Below are 22930 nucleotides of genomic sequence, written 5' to 3'. Positions count from 1 at the left end.
TCTGTTGCTGTTCACATTTTTATTTGTCGTTGACTGTAAAATTCTAGTCTACTCATATTCAGTTGCCTATTTTTGACTCTCTCTGAAAATCTGCAACTAAGTTAGAAATTGTTCAATTGATTGACGAGCAATCATGAAACCGTTCCAAAAACCGCACTCACAATCACTTACCCTGCTCTTTCATTACTAGTGACAATTTTTCCCTTAGGGTTATACAAGATTTTTTAGAGATTCTAACAAGAATTACAATATGAATTTTACATATTACCATAGAACACCTCTATAGGAGAAAATCAGAGCTAAAATTAATAAAATATAGAAGGCGAGAAAAAGCCATCTCATCTTCACACATAGAGCAATGTATTCTCTGATAAAGGCCGATGGGATATAGTAGGCGGCTGTACGGCAACCAAGACCATCTCCCTTCATCCCAATACGGCGAGCATAGGTACTGGTACGAAAAACATGATAGTCATTGGTCACAAAGAGAAAACGTGGACTAGCCACCAGCTTCTCTCCCATTTCTTTTGAGAAGAGAAGATTCTCATAGGTCGTCGTTGAGTCTTCCTCTAGGAGAATCGCTTCTCTCGGAACATCCGTCTCTTCCAGCAAATAATTACAAATTGCCTGAGCCTCGGAAATCTTCTCATCCCCACCTTGACCACCACTTGCGATGAGTTTAACGTTGGGATTGGACGACTGACGATAAGCTTCTACGGCTTTGTCAATGCGGCTCTTGAGCAAGGGAGTTACTTTTTCTCCATTCAACAAGCCTGCTCCGTGAATGATGATAAAATCATAATATTTTTTCTTAGGAATGAAAAGATACAGAATGGAATAAAGCAGAAATCCTGCAAAGGCAAAACCAAAAATCAAATACGAATAAATCAAAAAGAAAAAGATAATATTCACTAGATGATTGGTGTAAAACAAGCCCTTGGTATCGCTCACTCGAATCGCCATGATCACAAAAAAGAATAGAATCACGCAGCCTAATCCTAGTGACAAATAATTTGCCTTGGATTTTCCTTCTTTTTTCAATAACACAAATCCATTATAAATAAGGAAAAAACCACTTAGAAAAACTAAAAGAGGCAGCAGGAGAAAAATCCCTGCAAAGAAAACCATGTGCACTTCTTTCTGCCCAGCTTCGTAAAAAAGATTGGCAATAGACAGGTAAGAAAAGAGCAGAGATAAAAGCAAGAGAGCTGGATTCCAGAGACTGCGATTGTCCCTAAAAAACGAAACGAGAAAAAGTAGGACAAAAAATCCTGTGATAAAGTACATAGTCTCCTCCTTTGATGACTACATTGTACCATAATTATAGCAATAGAAAAAGAGGACTCTAGCCCTCTTACTTTGTCATTTTATCCTGAGCATCTGCCACAACCTGAGCCAGACTCGTCTGACGAAGCTGGTTTTCCATCGCTTCTTGGATATCTAGCAATTTTTGATCTAAAACTTCATGAATATTGGCCCCTACTGGACAGTTGGGGTTGGGATTGTCATGGAAACTAAAGAGTTTACCAGATTTTCCTAAACATTCGACTGCCTGATAAACATCAAAAAGACTAATATCTTGTAGGTCTTTGAGAATCTCGGTACCGCCCGTCCCACGCGCAACTGATATCAGTTCAGCTTTTTTGAGTTGGGACAATGTTTTGCGAATAATGACCGGATTGACCCCGACACTGGCTGCGAGAAAATCACTGGTCACTTTGCTCTCTTGACTCTTAATGGCAATGATGATTAACATATGAGTCGCAATCGTAAATCGACTTGAAATTTGCATCTTCTTCTCCTTTCACATCCTATCTGATAACCATTATACCCTTTTACGTTGTAATGTCAATCATTACCACTATCCAACCATGCATCCAACTCGGCATCATGCCCCTGTTCTTGAGCAATTTCATACAGAAGTTCCTGATTATGAGTATGGTGAATCCCATTTACCAAACTTTCATAGTAGATTTGGAAATAGGGGAGCTTTACATCCTTAGCCAACTGCAATTCGGCTTCTACATCATAATCCACTCGACGAAAATCAACATCAGCCAAACCTGCTTCATCAATCTCTAAGATCATATACTGGGCCCGCAGGTCCTTACGCAACTTCGCATCTAGAAAGAAAGGTTGTCCAATGGAACCTGGATTAAGAATCAACTGTCCATCACTTCCATAACGAAGCAACTGTTGATGAATATGGCCATATACTGCGATAGAGGCGTGTGGATTCGTCACCAATCTATCAAAATCTTCTTGTTTTCCCGTATGAATCAACTCTCTACCCCAGTTTTTATCAGGGAGATGGTGAGTGATTCCCACCATCAAATCACCAAACTGACGATGAACTTGCAGGGGTTGATTATTGAGGTCTTCGATTTCTTCTGGGCTGACCTCCTCTAAGATGTACTGACTTTGACGCAGGAGATAACGATGGCTCGCTTTTGTAGGATCTAACTTGCGATGCAAGCCTCTCCAGAGACTATTCTCCCAATTTCCCAGAACTCTTACTGTAATAGGCAAGCTAGCTAAGAGGTCCAAGATCCTTCTACGTCCTGTTCCTGGCATCAGAATATCTCCTAAAAGCCAGTATTGGTCTACCTCTGCCGCTTTAGCATCAGCCAGTACAGCTTCCAAAGCTGTCGTATTTCCATGTATGTCTGAAAGAACTGCTATTTTGGTCATTCTTTCTCCTTACTCTCTTACTTCTTTTGTTAGTATTATAACAGAAAACACTCGAAAAGATCACTATCACTGATCACTGGATTAAATTGTAAGAGCCTCCAAATCGTGCTATAATATAAGTAGAGATTTCCCCTTCATTTAGGATTATGTGGTCTACAATATCTCTCAATTTTTCCAGATTGGAGGACTATTGCCATGCGGAATTATCTTAAGTATATCCCATACTACCTTGTCACTTTCTTTTTTTACTGGCCCCTCTATGAGCTCCTCTCTCTACTCATCTCTGACCCATATACACTGAAGGGACTGTACATTTATAACATCATCCTCTTCTCACCTCTGGTAACCTTTATCGTATCGCTACTTTATAGCTATCGATTTCATTTCTCACTTTGGTGGCTACTCGGTATTGGTCTGCTCTATTGCTTTACCATCATCACCTTTGGTGAGTTCATCCTACTTTACTTCCTAGCCTATGAACTCTTTGCCCTACTTGGGTTGGCTGCTGGTGTGGGGATCAAGCATGTCTTCCAGCGAGAGAAAAATAAAAAAATTATACAAAAACCTTGAAAATTCTCGCAATCATGCTATAATAATGCATAGAGACAAGTCACTTAGTCCCTTTCTACTAGAGAGTGCGTGGTTGCTGGAAACGCATAGAAAGCCTAAACTGATACTACTCTACTGACTTTTATGCAAACATAAAACGGTGGCTACGTTAGAGCCAATCAGAGGTGTCCCTCTTTTTTGAGGAACATAAATGAAGGTGGAACCACGTTGCGACGTCCTTTTATGGATGTCGTTTTTTGTTTTGTCAGAAGGAGGAAGAACGATGCTTTATATGATTGGCGGATCGCCTTGTAGTGGAAAGTCAACAATTGCCTCACTTCTTGCTAGACAGTATCAACTACTTCATATCAAACTGGATGATTTGGTAGAAGAGATGATGAGTCAAGCAAGTGCAGACTCACAGCCAATTTGCCTTCTTAGGAAGGATAGAAATCCAGAACAAATCTGGATGAGAAAGCCAGAAGAGATGGCAGATGAAGAATGGTGCTTTTATGAAGAGATTTTTCCTTATGTAAAATCTTACTTGATAAAAAATCAAAACAGACCTCTCTTGGTGGAGGGAGCAGGACTTTTGCCTCACTTGGTAAAGGAGCTTGAATGTCAAGTATCATCCTATCTATGCTTGACTCCGACAGCTGATTTTCAAAAAAAGCATTATATACAGAGAGAATGGGTTCCTTATGTCTTAGAGGGTACAACCAACCCTGATCAAGCTTTTGAAAACTGGATGCAACGAGACATTCTTTTTGCTCAAATGGTTCGTAAGGAAGCGGTGAAATTAGGCTATCCTAGCCTCGTAACAGATGGTAGTCAATCAGAGAATCAGAGTGCGGAAGAAGTTGCTCGGCTCTTAAAATTGTCCAACAAAAATAGAATAAATATTAAAGGAGAAAACCATGATTAAGTTTACTTTCCCAGATGGCGCTGTTCGTGAATTCGAATCTGGCGTTACAACTTTTGAAATTGCTCAATCTATCAGCAATTCCCTCGCTAAAAAAGCCTTGGCTGGTAAATTCAACGGCAAACTCATCGACACGACTCGTGCTATCACTGAAGATGGAAGCATCGAAATCGTGACACCTGATCACGAAGATGCTCTTCCAATCTTGCGCCACTCAGCGGCTCATTTGTTCGCCCAAGCAGCTCGTCGCCTCTTCCCAGATATTCACTTGGGTGTCGGTCCAGCTATCGAAGATGGCTTCTACTACGATACTGACAATACAGCTGGTCAAATCTCTAACGAAGACCTTCCTCGTATCGAAGAAGAAATGCAAAAGATCGTTAAAGAAAACTTCCCATCAATCCGTGAAGAAGTGACTAAAAACGAGGCACGTGAAATCTTTAAGAACGACCCTTACAAGTTGGAATTGATTGAAGAACACTCTGAAGACGAAGGTGGTTTGACTATCTACCGTCAGGGTGAATATGTGGATCTCTGCCGTGGGCCTCACGTGCCTTCAACAGGCCGCATCCAAATCTTCCACCTTCTTCATGTAGCTGGTGCTTACTGGCGTGGAAATAGCGACAATGCCATGATGCAACGGATTTACGGTACAGCTTGGTTTGACAAGAAAGACTTGAAGAACTACCTTCAAATGCGTGAAGAAGCCAAAGAACGTGACCACCGTAAACTTGGTAAAGAGCTTGACCTCTTCATGATTTCTCAAGAGGTTGGTCAAGGACTTCCATTCTGGTTGCCAAATGGTGCGACTATTCGTCGTGAATTGGAACGCTATATCGTGGACAAGGAGTTGGCTTCTGGCTACCAACACGTTTACACTCCACCACTTGCTTCAGTAGAGCTTTACAAGACTTCTGGTCACTGGGATCACTACCGTGAAGATATGTTCCCAACGATGGATATGGGTGACGGGGAAGAATTTGTTCTTCGTCCAATGAACTGCCCACACCACATCCAAGTCTTCAAACACCATGTTCACTCTTACCGTGAATTGCCAATCCGTATCGCTGAAATCGGTATGATGCACCGCTACGAAAAATCTGGTGCCCTTACTGGTCTTCAACGTGTTCGTGAGATGTCTCTCAACGACGGTCACCTCTTTGTTACTCCTGAACAAATCCAAGAAGAATTCCAACGTGCCCTTCAGTTGATTATCGATGTTTATGAAGACTTCAACTTGACTGAATACCGCTTCCGTCTCTCTCTTCGTGACCCTCAAGATACTCACAAGTACTTTGACAACGATGAGATGTGGGAAAATGCCCAAACCATGCTTCGTGCAGCTCTTGATGAAATGGGTGTTGACTACTTTGAAGCTGAAGGTGAAGCAGCCTTCTACGGACCAAAATTGGATATCCAGGTTAAGACTGCTCTCGGTAAAGAAGAAACCCTTTCTACTATTCAGCTTGACTTCTTATTACCAGAACGCTTCGACCTCAAATACATCGGAGCTGATGGCGAAGAGCACCGTCCAGTTATGATTCACCGTGGTGTTATTTCAACCATGGAACGCTTCACAGCTATCTTGATTGAGAACTACAAGGGTGCCTTCCCAACATGGCTTGCACCACACCAAGTAACCCTCATTCCGGTATCTAACGAAAAACACGTGGACTACGCATGGGAAGTTGCTAAGAAACTCCGTGACCGTGGTGTCCGTGCAGACGTAGATGAGCGCAATGAAAAAATGCAGTTCAAGATCCGTGCTTCACAAACCAGCAAGATTCCATACCAATTGATCGTTGGGGACAAGGAAATGGAAGACGGAACGGTCAACGTTCGTCGCTACGGCCAAAAAGAAACGAAAACTGTTCCAGTTGATGACTTTGTTCAAGCTATCCTAGCTGATATCGCCAACAAATCACGCGTTGAGAAATAAGTAATTAACACAAAAGCCTCCATTTGGAGGCTTTTTTTCATCTATGTTTACTCAATAACGAGCTTCACTTCAGCGAATTTGATCCGTACGGTCGTTCCTTTTCCAACCTCAGACTCAATGCGAATCTGATGTCCCAGTTCTTCAGAAATTTTCTTAGATAGGTAAAGGCCAAGTCCAGATGACTGCTGGGTTAGGCGACCATTATATCCTGAAAAGCCACGTTCAAAGACTCGGAGCACATCGCTGTTTTTAATCCCGATTCCCGTATCCTTGATACAAAGCTCTTGACCTTCCATATAAATCTCTAGCCCACCTTTCTTGGTGTATTTGAGGCTGTTTGAGAGGATTTGTTCAATGACGACCAACAACCACTTCTTATCGGTCACGATGATTTTGTCAAGATCATGTAGATTGACCGTCAGTCCTTTTTGGATAAAGAAAAGAGCATACTTGCGAACCACTTCCTTCACCAGATCCTCCACTTGAACCTTTTCAAATACCAAGTCATCGTGGAAGTTTTCCAAACGAAGATACTGCAACACCAGATTGGTATAGGAGTCAATCTTAAAGATTTCCTGTTCCAGTTGCTGCTTGACCTCACGATCAGAGACTTCTGCCACTAAAAGTCGACTAGCCGCAATGGGGGTCTTGATTTGGTGAACCCACAAGGTGTAGTAATCAAGCAAATCCGTCAGCTTGCTTTGCGCTTCAGACTTCTTTTGATACAATTCAGACTCTCGCTCTTCAAGTTTTTCTGCTAGCGCACATTCCAGAGGAGACTTGGGGTCTCTCTCAGCATAGAGTACTTCCTGACGGTAAACCTGAGCTTCTGCAAATATATCCCAAGCCAAAAATAAGAAGGTCAAAAAACTACTGAGCAGAAATAAATAAAGAAAGTAAGTTCCTAGACTAGCAAATAAAAACTGAAAGAGAAGGACGAGAAAGCCTAATGAAAAAATATAGACAAAGATGCGACTGCGAGAACGCAGATAGGCTAGAAAAAATGATTTCCAATCAAGCATGTTTCAGTCCGTATCCTATCCCTTTCTTAGTTTCGATAAAACCTACCAGGCCTTGTTCCTCCAGCTTTTTGCGCAAGCGAGCAACATTGACGGACAAGGTATTGTCATCGATGAAAAAGTCGCTATTCCAGAGTTCCCGCATCAGGTCATCACGCGCCACGATATTGCCAGCATGTTCAAACAAGACCCGTAAAATTTGAAATTCATTCTTAGTCAAACTCAGGATTTCCCCCTGATAGTGCAGGTCCATAGACTTGGTATTGAGGATCACACCCGCATACTCCAGCAGACTTTCATCCCGCCCAAATTCATAGGAACGGCGCAACAAGCCCTGAACCTTGGCAAGAAGCACCTGCTGGTCAAAAGGCTTGGTCACAAAGTCATCTGCCCCCATATTGATTGCCATAACGATATCCATCGCCTGGTCTCTCGAAGACAAAAACATAATGGGTACCTTGGAAATCTTGCGAATCTCCTGGCACCAGTGGTAACCATTAAAAAGAGGCAGACCAATATCCATGAGGACCAAATGAGGTTCTGACTGAACAAAAAGGCTCAATACCTCCATAAAATCCTCTACCAAAACGACCTCAAAACCCCATTCTGAGAGCAGTTTACCCACTTGTTGCCGAATGACTTGATCATCCTCTACTAGTAAAATCTTGTGCATGCGCTCCTCCTTTGCTATTACTCAAAGTATCAAAACCCTTCATATCAGAGCTACAGATTAGTATCTCATACTGTTTAGCAGCCTATTCTCCAAATTCAGATCAGTAAACAGATGCTATATAGAGAACATTCCCACTGATATCATACCTTATTTTTAAGTATAGTTCCAGCCTTATCCTATATTTTCCTTTTTGTGTTTATTTCATTAGCGTTTCTTTCACTTATTTAATAGATCTAGCCTTCTTATTGACAAGCTAGCCATGATTTGTTAGAATATGAATGAACAAATCAACTTATTCATTCATTAAACAAAGGAGGTTAAATCAGATTGGACAAAAAACAAGCTTTAAAGACAGCGGCCTATGAAGTTTTTTCGAAAAAAGGTTACAAGGCGACAGGAATTTCAGAAATTGCTAGGCAAGCTGGTGTTGCAGTTGGTTCTTTTTATAACTATTACGAAAGTAAAGAAGCCATTTTTCTAGACATCTATATAGATGAAAACAACCGTGTTCGCCAAGCTATGATCGAAGAACTGGATTGGGAAATTGACATGATCGACCTCATTGGTCAACTATTTGCTCAGTCCAGAACTCTCGTTTCTTCCAATAAAATCCTTGCAGAATGGTACAATCCTGCCATCGCAGATGAGTTGCACAGCTACTATTCCTCGGAAGAAGGCAAAGTCACAAATCCTTTTCATCAGTTTCTAGTTAAAACTTTTACAAATCGTATGCAGGCTGAAGGATACTCGCCAGAAAAGATTCAAGATATTTTACAGGTTTATAATCTTTTTTACTATATGGATATGCATATCACGGAAAAAGATTTTCCAGATATTGGCAAAACTGTTGAAATACTTGCAACCAACTTCATTAAAGGAATTCTAAAATAAAGAATGGATTTCTTTATTTTTTGAAAATATATGAATGAATTATTTTCTAGTTCATTCATAAAATTAAGAATAGGAGTCATAAAAAATGAAAAGAGGTAAAAAAATGTTTATTATCATTCTATCTTCACTTGGATTACTAGCCCTTATAACTTGGGGCACCATTACTTATCTTGGACGAGGCCAGACATTATCGATAAAATCCATCGAAAACCCCAGCGGAGATCTATATTTAATTCATATTACAAAACCGAGTCAGCAAATCTGGAAAGCTGGGGCTTATGCTAAGTTCACACTCCCTGATACGTCGTCTACTACTAGAAAAAATGAAGGTAAAGGGAATCAATCCAGTCGATGGCTAACCATTGCCTCCACACCTGATGAAGATGAAATCCTCATTTTAACTCATAATAGTGGTAGCCGCTTTAAGGAAACCTTGACACATTTACCGGCTGGCAGTGAAATTGAGATGAGTTGGCTGGATTCCTCTTTGACCGTTAAAGATACGAATCAGCCACTAGTTTGCTTTGCATCTGATGTCGGCATTTCTGCTCTACGCCCCCTTATCAAAGAATGGGTTGGTAAATGTCCGATTATTCTCAACCATCTTGACAAAGGAGTAACTATTTTTGATAAAGAGATGAAAGAACTGGCTCAGAAAACATCTAATTTTACTTATAAAACTAGCGATGAACTTTCTCAAAGTCAAGAATTTTTAAAACGTGCTATTGATGAATACGGCAATCAAGCTAGCTATCTCATCACCGGCCAACCTGATGATGTAAATGAGATGAAGAATTTTTTAAAGGAAAATGGAATCGATAGCAAAAATATTCAAGTAAGCTCATTTAGAGGTTTGAAATAGGAGCAGCCTGTCTTCTATGTATCTGAATCAAACCCTACTAGGTCATTCGAACAAGCCTACTAGCTAATTCTCTGTAAATGTGGTAGGATAAACATAGAGAAAGGAGCTTTTATGGCTAATATTTTTGACTACCTCAATGATGTAGCATACGATTCCTTTTATGACCTCCCCGTGAATGAGTTAGATGTTCTTTCCCTTACTGAATTAACCTATCTTCCTTTTGATGATTTAGTCGCTCAAGAACCAAAGCGTCTCATAGATCTAGCACCTCAAATCCCTGGAGAAACAACTATGTTGACCAATAAGAACCGTCTCCAGTTGTTGGATCAACTCTCTCAACACAAACGGTTTAAAAATTGCAAGCTCTCAAACTTTATCAATGATATCGATCCTGAATTGCAAAAACAGTTTGCGGCTATGACTTATCGTATCAGTCTCGATACCTATTTGCTTGTTTTTCGCGGAACGGATGACAGCATCATTGGTTGGAAAGAAGATTTCCATATGACCTATATGAAGGAAATCCCAGCTCAAAAACATGCCCTCCAGTATTTAGAGGACTTTTTTGCCCAACATCCTAACCAAAAGGTTATCCTAGCAGGACACTCAAAAGGGGGCAATCTAGCCGTCTATGCTGCCAGTCACCTTGATTCCCTTTTACAAAAAAACATTGTCGCTGTCTATACTTTTGATGCCCCTGGGCTTCACAAGGAACTAACCGAAACGCCAGGCTATCAAAACATGATGGAAAGAACGAAAGTATTTGTCCCACAAGGGTCTATCATCGGTATGATGCTGGAAATTCCTGATAAAAAAATCGTCGTTCGAAGCACTGCCCTAGGTGGTCTTGCCCAGCACGACACCTTTAGTTGGCAGGTTGAAGACAAACACTTTGTCCAACTGGATGAGACAAATAGTGACAGCCAGCAAGTCGATACTACCTTTAAGGAATGGGTGGAGACAGTTCCTGACGAGGAACTGCAGCTCTACTTCGACCTCTTTTTTGGAATCATTCTTGATACAGGCATCTCCTCTATCAACGATCTTTCTTCCTTCAAGGTCATTGAACATATTCATCAACTCTTTGTACAAGCTCAATCCCTCACTACCGAAGAAAGAGAAACCATGGGGCGCTTAACCCAACTCTTGATTGATACTCGCTACCAAGCTTGGAAAAATCGTTAAGGTAGAAAAATACTTTCTGATACCCTAAGCATTCTCTTCTGTGTTATACTGATATCAGTACATTCTTTGAGAGAGGAAATCCTATGAAAATCCATAAAACCGTGAATCCTGTTGCCTATGAAAACACCTACTATATAGAGGGAGACCAACACCTGATTGTGGTTGACCCAGGTAGCCATTGGGAAGCCATTCGTAAGACCATTGAGAAAATCAACAAACCCGTCTGTGCGATTCTCCTGACCCACACCCACTACGACCATATTATGAGTCTGGACTTGGTGCGTGAGACTTTTGGAAATCCTCCAGTTTATGTAGCAGAGAGTGAAGCTTCTTGGCTCTATACCCCCGTTGACAATCTCTCTGGCCTACCTCGTCACGATGATATAGCAGATGTGGTCGCAAAACCTGCAGAACACACCTTTGTCTTTCATGAAGAATACCAGCTTGAGGAATTCCGTTTTACAGTTCTACCAACCTCAGGACACTCTATTGGCGGTGTTTCTATCGTCTTTCCTGATGCTCATCTAGTCTTGACCGGAGATGCTCTTTTCCGCGAAACCATCGGACGAACAGACCTTCCTACAGGTAGCACGGAACAACTCCTCCATAGCATTCAGACGCAACTCTTCACCCTCCCTAACTACGATGTCTACCCTGGACACGGTCCAGCTACGACTATCGCTCACGAAAAGACCTTTAATCCCTTTTTCTAGCAAGCAAAAAACCAAGGATAATTTCCTTGGTTTTTGTCTTACCAAATAATCACACGATCCTCTGGTGCGCGCCACATACCATCACCTTCTTTGACATCATAAGTTGTAAAGAAATCATCGAAGTTTGGTACTTGGACATTGACACGGAGTTTAGCTGGCGCGTGCACGTCGACACTAGCCATAAGTTTCATCAACTCTGGACGACCTTTCATACGCCAGATACGAGCAAAGTTGTGGAAGAATTCTTCGGCTGAGAAGTCTTTTTCTCTCTTTGCTGCTTCAAGGGCTGCAGCAATCCCTCCCAAGTCGGCAACGTTTTCTGATACGGTTAGTTTTCCGTTGATTGTTGCGCCGTAAGATTCCAGCCCATCAAACTGGTCAATAACTTTCTGCGTTTTTTCTTTAAAGGCAGCGTAGTCACTCTCTGTCCACCAATCCTTGAGGCTACCATTTTCATCAAAAGAAGCGCCATTTGTGTCAAAGGCATGAGAGATTTCATGGGCAATAACCGCACCAATCCCACCGTAGTTAGCTGAAGACGACTGATGCAAATCATAGAATGGAGCCTGTAAAATAGCTGCTGGGAAGACAATCAAGTTCTTCTGAGGATTATAGTAGGCATTAACCATGTGAGCAGGCATGCCCCATTCCTTATAGTCAACTGGTTGATTCCACTTACTCCAGCTGTGCTTGATTTCCACACGCGCAAAGGCTAGGGCATTCTCAAAGAGACTGGCGGTTTCATCCACTACCTTGTCCTTGTAGCGTTCTGGTAATTCCTCTGGATAACCGATATAAGGCTTGATGACATTAAGTTTGACAATGGCCTTCTCACGCGTTTCAGGTGTAAGCCAGTCGTTCTTAGCCAAGCGTTCCTTATAAACGTCAATCATTGTCGCTACTTTTTTCTCCACGTCTGCCTTAGCTTCTGGAGAGAATTTTTCATGCGCATACCAAAGGCCGAGAGCTTGCTTGAAAGGACCTTGGGCCAAGTGATAAGCTGCCTTAACCTTGTCCTGAGCTTCTGGAACACCTGAAAGGGCACGTCCATAGGCACCTGACAAGACGCGAATCTCATCTGTGAGATAGCTTGTTGAGAGATTGACAACACCCAAAATCAAGGTTGCCTTAAGTAGAGGCCACGCTTCTTCACTGTAGAATTGCTCTGCTGCTTGCCAGAAACGTTCTTCATCTACAATAACCTTGTCTGGCGTTTGTCCAATCACCTTTTGGAAGAAATCATCCAAAGGGAGTGCAGGGGCAAATTTCTTGAAATCTTCATAAGCGTATGGATGGTAGAGTTTGGCATACTCTGAACTTTCTTCGTTAGAAAGCACTACAGCTGCAACTCGACGGTCCAACTCCAATCGTTTTTCTTGTAAATCTGAAATCTCATCCTCTGAAAAACCATAAACTCTGAGGAGGTTGCGATTTTTTTCTTTCCATAAAGTCAAGAGCTTTTCGCGTTGCGGATGTTCTTCCGCATAGTAAGTTGTATCTGGCAAAATCGTCCTTGGAGCGCTGGCCCAGAGAACATTGGTTCTGGCATCCATAAAGTCTGGCGATACACCAAATGGGAGGAAGTTTGGCTTGCCTGCTAGTTCAAATTCTGCAAGTTTGCTGGTGAAATCTGCAAAACTCTCCAAGTCTTGGTATTCCTTGAGTAGAGGAAGGACGGGCTTAATCCCATCTGCTTCTCTCTTATCAAAATCACGTACCATGCGGTGGTACTTAACAAAGTTTGAGAGGATAGCATCCTCTGGGATCTCTTCACCTGCCAACCACTTTTCTGTGGTTGCCAACATCAAATCTTCAATTTCCTCGTCAAGGTCAATAAAGCCACCGGTTCGAGATTTGTCAGCTGGAATCACAGCTGTTTTTTCCCATTCGCCATTGACTGCATCATAAAAATCATCTTGATAACGTGTCATCTTGTTCTCGCTTTCATTTTTTCACTTATTCTTAGCTTAGCAAAAAACACAGGAGAATGCAATTAAAAATGGTTTCTCTTTTCACTTCATTTTTCAGTTATTATTTTAAATTTTTCAAAAATTAACTTGACTTAATTTTTTTTTTAATGTATATTAAAAGATAGGAGGAAAACAACTGTATGATACGTATTAAAAACCTCAGTGTCTCCTACAAAGAAACGTTGGCACTAAAGGATATTTCACTAGTGCTCCACGGACCAACTATTACCGGAATAATTGGTCCAAACGGTGCTGGAAAATCAACTTTATTAAAAAGTATGTTGGGAATTATCCCACACGAAGGTCAGGCCTTTCTCGATGACAAAGAAGTCAAGAAATCTTTACATCGAGTTGCCTATGTCGAGCAAAAAATCCATATCGACTACAATTTCCCTATCAAGGTCAAGGAATGTGTCTCACTGGGACTCTATCCATCTATCCCGCTCTTCCACACTTTAAAGGCCAGCCACTGGAAAAAAGTGGCGGATGCACTTGAAATCGTTGGACTCTCAGACTATGCTGATCGCCAAATCAGTCAGCTCTCTGGAGGACAATTCCAACGTGTTTTGATTGCCCGCTGCTTAGTGCAGGAAGCTGACTACATCTTTTTAGATGAGCCTTTTGTCGGGATTGACTCGATCAGTGAAGAGATTATCATGAATACACTGAGAGACCTTAAAAAAGCTGGTAAAACAGTTCTCATCGTCCATCATGACCTCAGCAAAGTCCCTCATTATTTCGACCAAGTTATGCTTCTCAATCGAGAATTGGTTGCTATTGGTCCAACTGAAGAAACCTTTACCGAAGCCAATCTTAAGAAGGCCTACGGTAGCAAACTCTTTTTCAATGGAGGTGACCTATGTTAGCAGAATTTATCGATGGATTGCAACATTTCCATTTCCTACAAAACGCCTTGATAACAGCTATAGTCATCGGGGTGGTTGCTGGAGCTGTGGGATGTTTTATCATCCTACGTGGAATGTCTCTCATGGGGGATGCCATCTCTCACGCAGTTTTGCCCGGCGTAGCCCTTTCCTTTATCCTGGGAATTGATTTCTTTATTGGAGCGATCATCTTTGGCTTGATGGCTTCCATCATCATTACCTACATCAAGGGCAACTCTATCATCAAGAGTGACACTGCCATTGGTATTACCTTTTCATCTTTCTTAGCCTTAGGTGTCATCTTGATTAGTGTTGCCAAGAGTTCGACAGACCTCTTCCATATCCTTTTTGGGAATATCCTCGCTGTCCAAGATACGGACATGTGGATCACCATTGGTGTGGGGGCATTGATTCTCTTGATTATCGGGATTTTCTTTAAACAACTATTGATTACATCCTTTGACGAACTCCTGGCTAAAGCCATGGGAATGCCCGTCAATTTCTACCACTATCTGCTCATGGTGCTCTTGACCCTTGTGTCCGTCACTGCCATGCAAAGTGTTGGAACTATTCTTATCGTGGCCATGTTGATCACCCCAGCTGCGACGGCTTACCTTTATGCTAATAGCCTAAAGAGCATGATTTTTCTTTCATCAACCCTAGGGGCAACCGCTTCTGTTTTGGGACTCTTTATCGGCTATAGCTTCAATCTCGCAGCAGGATCCAGCATCGTGCTCACATCCGCCAGCTTCTTTTTAATCAGTTTCTTTATCTCTCCAAAGCAACGATACTTGAAACTAAAAAATAAAAAAATCAATAAATAAGGGGAAACCCTTCTGGAGGAATCTAATGAAAAAATTAGGTACATTGCTTGTACTCTTTCTTTCCGTCATTGCACTTGTCGCATGTGCTAGCGGAAAAAAAGATGCTGCTTCTGGTCAAAAACTAAAAGTTGTTGCTACAAACTCAATCATCGCTGATATTACCAAAAATATCGCTGGTGACAAGATTGATCTTCACAGTATCGTTCCTGTTGGTCAAGACCCACACGAATACGAACCACTTCCTGAAGACGTTAAGAAAACTTCTCAAGCTGACTTGATTTTCTATAACGGTATCAACCTTGAAACAGGTGGCAATGCTTGGTTTACCAAATTGGTCGAAAATGCCAAGAAAACTGAAAACAAAGACTACTTTGCAGTCAGCGAAGGCGTTGATGTTATCTACCTTGAAGGCCAAAACGAGAAAGGCAAAGAAGACCCACACGCTTGGCTCAACCTTGAAAATGGGATGATTTATGCTAAAAATATCGCTAAACAGCTCATTGCCAAAGACCCAAGCAACAAGGAATTCTACGAAAAAAATCTCAAAGACTATACTGAAAAACTAGACAAACTGGACAAGGAAGCCAAAGAGAAATTTAACAATATCCCTGCTGAGAAAAAACTCATCGTAACCAGCGAAGGATGCTTCAAATACTTCTCTAAAGCCTACGGTGTCCCAAGTGCCTACATCTGGGAAATCAACACAGAAGAAGAAGGAACACCTGAACAAATCAAGACCTTGGTTGAAAAACTTCGCCAAACAAAAGTTCCATCACTCTTTGTTGAATCAAGTGTCGATGACCGTCCAATGAAGACTGTTTCACAAGACACAAATATCCCAATTTACGCGCAAATCTTTACTGACTCAATTGCTGAAGAAGGTAAAGAAGGTGACAGCTACTACAACATGATGAAATACAACCTTGACAAGATTGCTGAAGGTTTGTCTAAGTAATCCATTAAAAAACGTCGTTCTCACATGAACGGTCGTTTTTTTCTCTTTTAATTTCCAGTCAAATCATTGGAAAAATCTGACAATTCTCGGTAAAATAAAAGAAAAAAGAATGGAGTAGTTTCATGACCACTTTTCTCGGAAATCCTGTAACTTTTACAGGTAAACAACTGCAAGTCGGAGACAAGGCACTTGACTTTTCTCTTACGACAACCGATCTCTCTAAAAAAACGCTAGCTGACTTTGAAGGAAAGAAAAAAGTCTTGAGTGTTGTCCCTTCTATCGATACTGGTATCTGCTCAACGCAAACACGTCGATTCAACCAAGAACTAGCTAACCTCGACAATACCGTCGTTCTTACTGTTTCTATGGACCTACCATTTGCCCAAGGACGCTGGTGCGGGGCTGAAGGCCTTGACAATGCCATCATGCTATCAGACTACTTCGACCATTCTTTCGGACGCGATTATGCCCTCTTGATCAACGAATGGCATCTCCTTGCACGTGCCGTCTTTGTTCTCGATACTGACAATGTCATCCGTTATGTAGAATACGTTGACAACATCAATACAGAACCAGACTTTGAAGCTGCTATTGCTGCAGTAAAAGAACTGGACTAAAATCAAAGCCATTAGGGCAGAAGGCTAGAGAAATCTAGCTTTTTTTGATATACTAGATGGAGAGAAAAGACAAGAGGAAACGAATGACTCCAAATAAAGAAGACTACCTAAAATGTATTTATGAAATCGGTACGGAGATGCAGAAAATCACTAATAAGGAAATTGCTGCCCGTATGCAAGTCTCTCCACCTGCCGTAACAGAGATGATCAAACGCATGAAAAGTGAAAATCTCATCCTCAAGGACAAGGAGAATGGCTATCTATTGACAGATATTGGGCTCAAACTAGTCTCCGAGCTCTATCGCAAACACCGGTTGATTGAAGTCTTTCTAGTTCACCATCTCGACTATACCAGTGACCAGATCCATGAGGAAGCTGAGGTCCTAGAGCACACTGTATCTGACCTCTTCGTAGAGAGACTGGATAAACTGCTTGGTTTCCCTAAAACCTGCCCCCACGGAGGAACCATCCCAGCTAAGGGAGAGCTATTGGTTGAAATCAACAACTTACCACTGGCAGACGTCCAAGAAGCTGGAACCTATCTCCTGACTCGCGTTCATGATAGTTTTGAACTACTCAAATATCTAGAAAAGCATGAAATCCATATCGGTGACCAAGTCAAAGTCAAGCAGTTTGATAATTTTTCCAATACTTTTACACTGGTCAACAAAGACGAAGACCTCCAAGTTAGTATGGATATCGCCAAACAACTCTATGTCGAAAAAATCAACTAACCCCTTATTCCTGAAAGAAATTCCTTTCAGGGATTTTTTATTATTTTGCTTGTAAGTCCCATTCGTTTGGTGTAGAATGAAGCTAGATAAAAGAGGGAGGTCTTCCTATGAAAAAACTCTTTAGAATCCATTTTGCAGCCATTGTAGTCAGCGATTTGCTACTGTTGGTAACTTTCAGACCCCGATACGAACTTTCTTTGGAGAGAGGCCTGATTTTTTGCTTCATTTTCATCCTTGCTCAAGGACTACTGCTATTTCGCTTGGTCTTCCGACTCAAAAAACATTTCTCTGAGATTTATCCTCAGATGAACAAAAAAATTCGCTTCTACTATTTAGGAGTGCTCATCAGCGATTTTCTATTATTTGTCTTTTTAGCCATCACTGGCCCTCAATATTTCTACTCTCTTACTCCAGTCTTTACTTCCTGTCATTCTACTTTATACTATATAACGGCTAGCCACCTAAGAGAAAACTATCCAGACTTTTACAACCGACATACCTCTTTATGGGAGTGTCTCTAAACAAAAACCAAGCCAGCCGGGCTTGGTTTTCTTATCTATTTTTAGTATCAAGAATGATGGTAACTGGCCCATCATTTACCAGCTCCACCTGCATATCCGCTCCAAAGATGCCTGTCTGAACAGGCACTTCCTGAGCTAGCTTTTGGTTGAAAGCCTCATAGAAGGCAGCTGCCATATCCGGCTTGGCTGCACCTGTAAAGGCGGGGCGATTGCCTTTCTTAGTATCCGCAAAGAGGGTAAACTGGGAAATAGAAAGGATTTCTCCTTCAATATCCTTGACAGATAGGTTCATTTTCCCTTCCGCATCAGAAAAAATCCGCATGTTGACGAGCTTTCTCACAGCATAGTCCAAATCTTCCTCTTGGGCCTCTGGACCAACACCGACCAGCAATAAGAGTCCCTGATTGATCTTTCCCTGAACCTGACCTTCGATACTGACTTGAGCTTTTTTAACCCGTTGGATAATGATTTTCATAATAGCCTTTCTAGTAAGAGCTAGGAGAATTAGCCGTTGGTCCGTTTGACAGAGTAGACCTCTGGCACACTCTTAATCTTGTCCACAACTGTGGTCAGTGTAGAGAGGTTGGAAATACCAAAGGAGACATGGATATTGGCAAATTTCATATCCTTGGTTGGTTGGGCGTTAACGGTTGAGATATTCTTGGTTGTGTTTGAGAGAACTTGCAGAACATCATTTAAGAGACCTGTACGGTTGAGACCATAGATATCGATGTGGGCGGTGTATTCCTTGCTTGAGAATTGATCTTCCCATTCCACATCAAGGAGACGTTGCTCATAGTTTTCTTGGGCACGGAGGTTCATACAGTCCACACGGTGAATAGCTACACCGCGTCCCTTAGTAATGTAGCCGACAATGTCGTCACCCGGCACTGGATTGCAACACTTGGCAATACGAACGAGGAGGCCTGAAGCACCTTCAATGACCACACCACCCTCATGCTTAACCTTGAGGGCTTCTTTGTTCTCGACTTTAACTTCGCCACCTTTGACAAGCTCTTCTGCTTCCGCCTTGGCCTTGGCACGCTCTTCCTCACGGCGTTCCTTTTCGGTCAAACGGTTAAAGACGGTAATAGCACCAATTTCTCCAAAACCAATGGCTGCGTAGAGAGCTTCCTCTGTCTTGTAGCTGGTCTTTTGAAGGACCTCGTCCATATGACGCTTGTCCATAAACTTATTGGCTACATAGCCGTTTTCTTGGAACTGGGCCATCAACATTTCACGGCCCTTGTTAACGGATAATTCCTTGTCTTGATTTTTAAAGAACTGACGAATCTTATTGCGCGCCTTGCTGGTCTTGACCATGTTGAGCCAGTCACGACTCGGACCAAAGGAGTTGGGATTGGTGATAATTTCAACCTGATCCCCTGTCTTGAGCTTGGTTGTCAGCGGAACCATACGGCCATTGACCTTGGCACCAGTCGCTTTTTCACCGACTTTGGTATGGATTTCATAGGCAAAGTCAATCGGTCCTGAATCTTTTGGTAGGGAGCGAACCGCACCATCAGGAGTAAAGACGTAAATCTCCTCCGCCAGATAGTTTTCTTTAACAGAGTCCACAAATTCCTTGGCATCATCAGCCTGGTCTTGGAGCTCCATCATCTCCTTAATCCAGTTCATTCCAATAGCAGATTCCTTGCTGTTGACCTGCCCTTTAATGCCTTTCTTATAAGCCCAGTGAGCCGCAACCCCGTACTCAGCCACTTCGTGCATTTCCTTGGTCCGAATCTGGAATTCAATCGGCCCTTTTGGCCCATAAACGGTTGTATGGATAGACTGGTAACCATTGGCCTTACGATTGGCGATATAGTCTTTGAAGCGGCCAGGCATGGGTTTCCAAAGTTCATGCACATAACCCAACATGGCGTAAACATCACTCTGGGTATCTAAGATACAGCGAATGGCAATCAGGTCATAAATTTCCTCAAAGCGTTTCTTCTTATCCTGCATCTTGCGGTAGATCGAATAGATATGCTTAGGACGACCATAAATTTTCCCTTTGAGATTGCGTTCGGTAGCATACTCCTCCAACTTGGTTACGACTTCATCGACCAAAGCCTCACGTTCTCTGCGTTTTTCCTTCATCATGTGAGTGATTTTGTAAAACTCAGTTGGATTGAGGTAACGGAAAGATAAATCTTCCAACTCCCACTTGACACTGGAAATCCCTAGACGATGAGCAAGTGGTGCGTAAATTTCCATGGTTTCTCTGGAGATCCGTTCTTGCTTGTCCTTTCGAAGGTGTTTGAGAGTCCGCATATTGTGCAAGCGATCCGATAGTTTGACCAAGATAACACGGATATCCTCTGACATGGCCATAAGCATCTTGCGGTGATTTTCAGCCAATTGTTCCTCGAGTGATTTGTACTCAACCTTACCAAGCTTGGTCACCCCATCAACGATAATCCGAACATCATGACCGAACTCTCGCTCCAAATCATCCAGCGTTGCCTCCGTGTCCTCAACCACGTCATGCAAAAAACCACAGGCAACGGTTACGGCATCCAGCTTGAGTTTAGCCAGGATTCCTGCTACCTGAATGGGGTGGATAATATACGGTTCACCTGATTTCCGAAACTGCCCACTATGACAATCAACTGCGTAAATCAATGCTTTTTGTACAAAAGCAACGTCTTCCTTTGTTAAATATTCTCTCGTTAAAGCGACTACCTGATCGCCCGTCAAATTCACTTCTTTCGGCATCTATTCTCTCCAATTCTTCCTACCATTTTATCACTTTTTTAAGAATATTAAAACTAGAAAAGCCTGTTTTCATGCCTAGCCTAAGCAATTAAAAGAAAAAACACTGCAAGAGAGACTCTGCAGTGCTTTGTTATTTTATTTATCTTAGTAAACTGTTTTTTCAGTTTCTACGTCGAAGAAGTGTGCTTTGTTCAAGTCAAATCCAAGTTCAACTGTTGCGCCTGTTTGCAAGTAGTCACGAGCATCCACTTTGGCAACAAATTCATCTTTACCAACTTGGCAGTAAAGGTGAGATTCTGAACCAAGCAATTCTGATACGGAGATAGTAGCTTTGACAACTGATTCTGGGAATGTTTCAAGGAAAGCAGGTTCTGCATTCACATCTTCTGGACGGATACCGAAAATCAATTCTTTTCCTTCGTAGCCTTTGTCACGAAGAACTTTCAAAGCACCTTCTGGCACTTTCAAGCGGAAACCGTCAGAAACAATTTCGTTGCCTTCTAATTTCACATTGATGAAGTTCATAGCTGGGCTTCCGATGAATCCTGCTACAAATTTGTTAACTGGGTTTTTGTAAACTTCTTGAGGTGTACCGATTTGTTCAACACGTCCGATAGTACCTGTACCAGCTGGGTTCTTAGTTGCTGACATGATAACGATACGGTCTGCAAGCGTCATCGCTTCTGTTTGGTCGTGAGTTACGTAGATAGTTGTAGCTCCGATACGACGGTGGATTTTCGCAATTTCAGCACGCATAGATACACGAAGTTTAGCATCCAAGTTTGACAAAGGTTCGTCCATCAAGAACACTTTTGCATCACGAACGATCGCACGCCCCATGGCAACACGTTGACGTTGACCACCTGAAAGGTCAGCTGGTTTACGATCCAAGAATTCTTTCAAACCAAGGATTGCTGCAGCTTCTTGCACACGTTTGTCGATATCTTCCTTGCTGTATTTACGCAATTTCAAACCGAAAGCCATGTTGTCATACACAGTCATGTGTGGATAAAGAGCGTAGTTTTGGAATACCATGGCGATGTCACGGTCTTTTGGAGCTACGTCGTTGACAACCACGCCATCGATAGATGCAGTACCTTCTGTAATGTCTTCAAGACCCGCAATCATACGAAGAGTTGTTGATTTACCACATCCTGAAGGACCTACGAAAACGATAAATTCTTTGTCTTTGATGTCCAAGTTGAAGTCTTCAACTGAGTAGTGTTCGCTGTTTGGATATTTTTTGTAAATGTTTTTAAGATTTAATTCTACCATGGAAGGTGAACTCCTTTTGTATTTTGATAGTTTCATTATATATGAAAACGCTTTATATTTCTATGGCAAGGTGACCAAAAAAATAAAAAAGTTCTGTGCAACTTGCACAAAACTTTAAAGAATATCTGGTAAAATCAACTGATAACACAAGGTCAGGTCGGTCAATTCCTTCAACTGTAGCCCTGTCAATTCTTCCCATTTATCAATCTTGTATTGGAGAGAATTGCGGTGCAGATAGAGTTGCTGGGCTGTTTTAGTTAAGACAGCACTGTTGTCCCAGAGAGAAAGAATAATTTCCTGTATCTGATCTTGTTCTAAAATCATCTGGTGTAGGAATTCTTTGATAACTTTGAGATTCACACTTCTTTCTCCCATACTCCAAAGATAGAGCTGTGAAAAAGTGTGAACACCTTGATGCCCCTGACGCCACCAAGTCTTAAACAAGTCTCGCTCTGCTTGGATTAAATCTGACAGAGCATGATACCCAGCCTGTGACCAAACCTGTCCTAACATGATAGACAGACGAAGACCAAAGTCATACTCCACTGCTTCAATCGTATCAGATAAGATTGAGCGAACAGAGGTGTACTTATCTTGTTGAAGCACAAATATATAATCCTGAGCACCGACCTGTAGCACTGTTTGGCAGTTGGGAAAAAGAGTCCGCATCATGTCTAGCCAAGAGGCTAGATTTTCCTGTTGGAAATAGGAAAGATGACAATAAACCAATTGAATCTTTTTGAAAGCTTGCGGTGCCTGTCCCTTCCCTTCAATCAGATAGGGATACCAAGGATTGTGCGAACAAGCCTGCTCTTGTTGGGTCAAAAGGGCAACCAGCTGCTTTTCACGCTCGCTGAGCACAGATTCCTCCAGCATAATCCACTGCTGAGAAGCTAAAGGGAGGGTGAGATAGCCTGGTTTCTCAATCGGCTGATCTGAAATCTGAGCCTCAGGAAACCAGTCTTGTAATTCCTTTGCAATCATA

23 protein-coding genes are annotated in these 22930 nt (G+C 42.0%); 13 read left to right on the top strand and 10 right to left on the bottom strand.

The window, feature by feature from the left end; all coding sequences use genetic code 11:
* Positions 1–264: 264 nt before the first annotated feature.
* The 3 genes from GOM48_RS02135 to GOM48_RS02125 all read right to left on the bottom strand — a co-directional run bounded on the left by GOM48_RS02135 (position 265) and on the right by GOM48_RS02125 (position 2691).
* Positions 265–1287 (bottom strand): YdcF family protein, encoded by a 1023-nt coding sequence (locus GOM48_RS02135; protein WP_235098071.1) that lies wholly within the window; start codon positions 1285–1287, stop codon positions 265–267.
* 67 nt (positions 1288–1354) lie between these two features.
* On the bottom strand, positions 1355–1792 hold the full coding sequence (locus tag GOM48_RS02130) for an Rrf2 family transcriptional regulator (protein ID WP_084973052.1): 438 nt from the start codon (positions 1790–1792) through the stop codon (positions 1355–1357).
* A 56-nt stretch (positions 1793–1848) separates the two neighbouring features.
* Positions 1849–2691, bottom strand: a complete 843-nt coding sequence (locus GOM48_RS02125) for a metallophosphoesterase family protein (RefSeq protein WP_235098069.1) — start codon at positions 2689–2691, stop codon at positions 1849–1851.
* Between the two features lie 195 nt (positions 2692–2886).
* On the opposite strand from GOM48_RS02125, the gene GOM48_RS02120 reads away from it, so the two are divergent.
* The 3 genes from GOM48_RS02120 to thrS all read left to right on the top strand — a co-directional run bounded on the left by GOM48_RS02120 (position 2887) and on the right by thrS (position 6101).
* On the top strand, positions 2887–3261 hold the full coding sequence (locus GOM48_RS02120) for a hypothetical protein (RefSeq protein WP_001246988.1): 375 nt from the start codon (positions 2887–2889) through the stop codon (positions 3259–3261).
* A gap of 262 nt (positions 3262–3523) precedes the next feature.
* Positions 3524–4165 carry an AAA family ATPase gene (locus GOM48_RS02115; protein WP_235098715.1) on the top strand — a complete coding sequence of 214 codons (642 nt, stop codon included), beginning with the start codon at positions 3524–3526 and terminating at the stop codon, positions 4163–4165.
* Positions 4158–6101 carry a threonine--tRNA ligase gene (gene thrS / locus GOM48_RS02110; RefSeq protein ID WP_235098068.1) on the top strand — a complete coding sequence of 648 codons (1944 nt, stop codon included), beginning with the start codon at positions 4158–4160 and terminating at the stop codon, positions 6099–6101. The genes GOM48_RS02115 and thrS overlap by 8 nt, the downstream gene beginning before the upstream one ends.
* 47 nt (positions 6102–6148) lie before the next feature.
* Here the strand turns inward: thrS and GOM48_RS02105 are convergent, their stop codons facing one another.
* Positions 6149–7123, bottom strand: coding sequence for a sensor histidine kinase (locus GOM48_RS02105; RefSeq protein ID WP_235098066.1), 975 nt, complete (start codon positions 7121–7123; stop codon positions 6149–6151).
* On the bottom strand, positions 7116–7793 hold the full coding sequence (locus GOM48_RS02100) for a response regulator transcription factor (protein ID WP_235098063.1): 678 nt from the start codon (positions 7791–7793) through the stop codon (positions 7116–7118). Before GOM48_RS02100 ends, GOM48_RS02105 begins: the two co-directional genes overlap by 8 nt.
* A 321-nt stretch (positions 7794–8114) precedes the next feature.
* On the opposite strand from GOM48_RS02100, the gene GOM48_RS02095 reads away from it, so the two are divergent.
* From GOM48_RS02095 to GOM48_RS02080, 4 genes are all read left to right on the top strand, one after another.
* Positions 8115–8684 (top strand): TetR/AcrR family transcriptional regulator, encoded by a 570-nt coding sequence (locus GOM48_RS02095; protein WP_235098713.1) that lies wholly within the window; start codon positions 8115–8117, stop codon positions 8682–8684.
* An 85-nt stretch (positions 8685–8769) separates the two neighbouring features.
* Positions 8770–9546 carry a ferredoxin reductase gene (locus tag GOM48_RS02090; RefSeq protein ID WP_235098061.1) on the top strand — a complete coding sequence of 259 codons (777 nt, stop codon included), beginning with the start codon at positions 8770–8772 and terminating at the stop codon, positions 9544–9546.
* A 111-nt stretch (positions 9547–9657) separates the two neighbouring features.
* Positions 9658–10731 carry a DUF2974 domain-containing protein gene (locus tag GOM48_RS02085; RefSeq protein ID WP_235098059.1) on the top strand — a complete coding sequence of 358 codons (1074 nt, stop codon included), beginning with the start codon at positions 9658–9660 and terminating at the stop codon, positions 10729–10731.
* Positions 10732–10814: 83 nt separating this feature from the next.
* A complete protein-coding gene (locus GOM48_RS02080) occupies positions 10815–11444 on the top strand; it encodes an MBL fold metallo-hydrolase (protein ID WP_235098057.1) in 630 nt (209 codons plus the stop codon).
* Positions 11445–11482: 38 nt separating this feature from the next.
* On the opposite strand, the gene GOM48_RS02075 is transcribed toward GOM48_RS02080, so the two are convergent.
* On the bottom strand, positions 11483–13375 hold the full coding sequence (locus GOM48_RS02075) for a M13 family metallopeptidase (protein ID WP_235098055.1): 1893 nt from the start codon (positions 13373–13375) through the stop codon (positions 11483–11485).
* Positions 13376–13554: 179 nt separating this feature from the next.
* Between GOM48_RS02075 and GOM48_RS02070 the strand changes: the two genes are divergently transcribed.
* From GOM48_RS02070 to GOM48_RS02045, 6 genes are all read left to right on the top strand, one after another.
* A complete protein-coding gene (locus GOM48_RS02070; RefSeq protein ID WP_049479090.1) occupies positions 13555–14280 on the top strand; it encodes a metal ABC transporter ATP-binding protein in 726 nt (241 codons plus the stop codon).
* Entirely contained in the window at positions 14274–15122 is an 849-nt protein-coding gene (locus GOM48_RS02065; RefSeq protein ID WP_049479091.1) for a metal ABC transporter permease, read from the top strand. The genes GOM48_RS02070 and GOM48_RS02065 overlap by 7 nt, the downstream gene beginning before the upstream one ends.
* Positions 15123–15147: 25 nt before the next feature.
* On the top strand, positions 15148–16077 hold the full coding sequence (locus GOM48_RS02060; protein WP_000733079.1) for a metal ABC transporter substrate-binding protein: 930 nt from the start codon (positions 15148–15150) through the stop codon (positions 16075–16077).
* A gap of 122 nt (positions 16078–16199) precedes the next feature.
* Positions 16200–16694: a thiol peroxidase gene (gene tpx / locus GOM48_RS02055; RefSeq protein ID WP_000206544.1), complete on the top strand. Its 495-nt coding sequence runs from the start codon at positions 16200–16202 to the stop codon at positions 16692–16694.
* 83 nt (positions 16695–16777) lie between these two features.
* Positions 16778–17428, top strand: a complete 651-nt coding sequence (locus tag GOM48_RS02050) for a metal-dependent transcriptional regulator (protein WP_049479093.1) — start codon at positions 16778–16780, stop codon at positions 17426–17428.
* Positions 17429–17535: 107 nt separating this feature from the next.
* On the top strand, positions 17536–17949 hold the full coding sequence (locus GOM48_RS02045; protein WP_049479094.1) for a hypothetical protein: 414 nt from the start codon (positions 17536–17538) through the stop codon (positions 17947–17949).
* 31 nt (positions 17950–17980) lie between these two features.
* On the opposite strand, the gene dtd is transcribed toward GOM48_RS02045, so the two are convergent.
* The 4 genes from dtd to GOM48_RS02025 all read right to left on the bottom strand — a co-directional run bounded on the left by dtd (position 17981) and on the right by GOM48_RS02025 (position 22929).
* On the bottom strand, positions 17981–18424 hold the full coding sequence (dtd, locus tag GOM48_RS02040; protein ID WP_049479095.1) for a D-aminoacyl-tRNA deacylase: 444 nt from the start codon (positions 18422–18424) through the stop codon (positions 17981–17983).
* A 29-nt stretch (positions 18425–18453) separates the two neighbouring features.
* Positions 18454–20670: a RelA/SpoT family protein gene (locus tag GOM48_RS02035; protein ID WP_235098053.1), complete on the bottom strand. Its 2217-nt coding sequence runs from the start codon at positions 20668–20670 to the stop codon at positions 18454–18456.
* A 144-nt stretch (positions 20671–20814) separates the two neighbouring features.
* The gene (locus GOM48_RS02030; RefSeq protein WP_084949178.1) at positions 20815–21945 is read right to left on the bottom strand and encodes an ABC transporter ATP-binding protein; all 1131 of its coding nucleotides are present in this window, start codon (positions 21943–21945) and stop codon (positions 20815–20817) included.
* 114 nt (positions 21946–22059) lie between these two features.
* Entirely contained in the window at positions 22060–22929 is an 870-nt protein-coding gene (locus GOM48_RS02025) for a helix-turn-helix domain-containing protein (RefSeq protein WP_235098051.1), read from the bottom strand.
* Position 22930: the final 1 nt, after the last annotated feature.

Source organism: Streptococcus oralis (assembly GCF_021497885.1).
Lineage (GTDB): Bacteria > Bacillota > Bacilli > Lactobacillales > Streptococcaceae > Streptococcus > Streptococcus oralis_BQ.
This window is presented reverse-complemented; position numbering and strand designations above follow the sequence as displayed.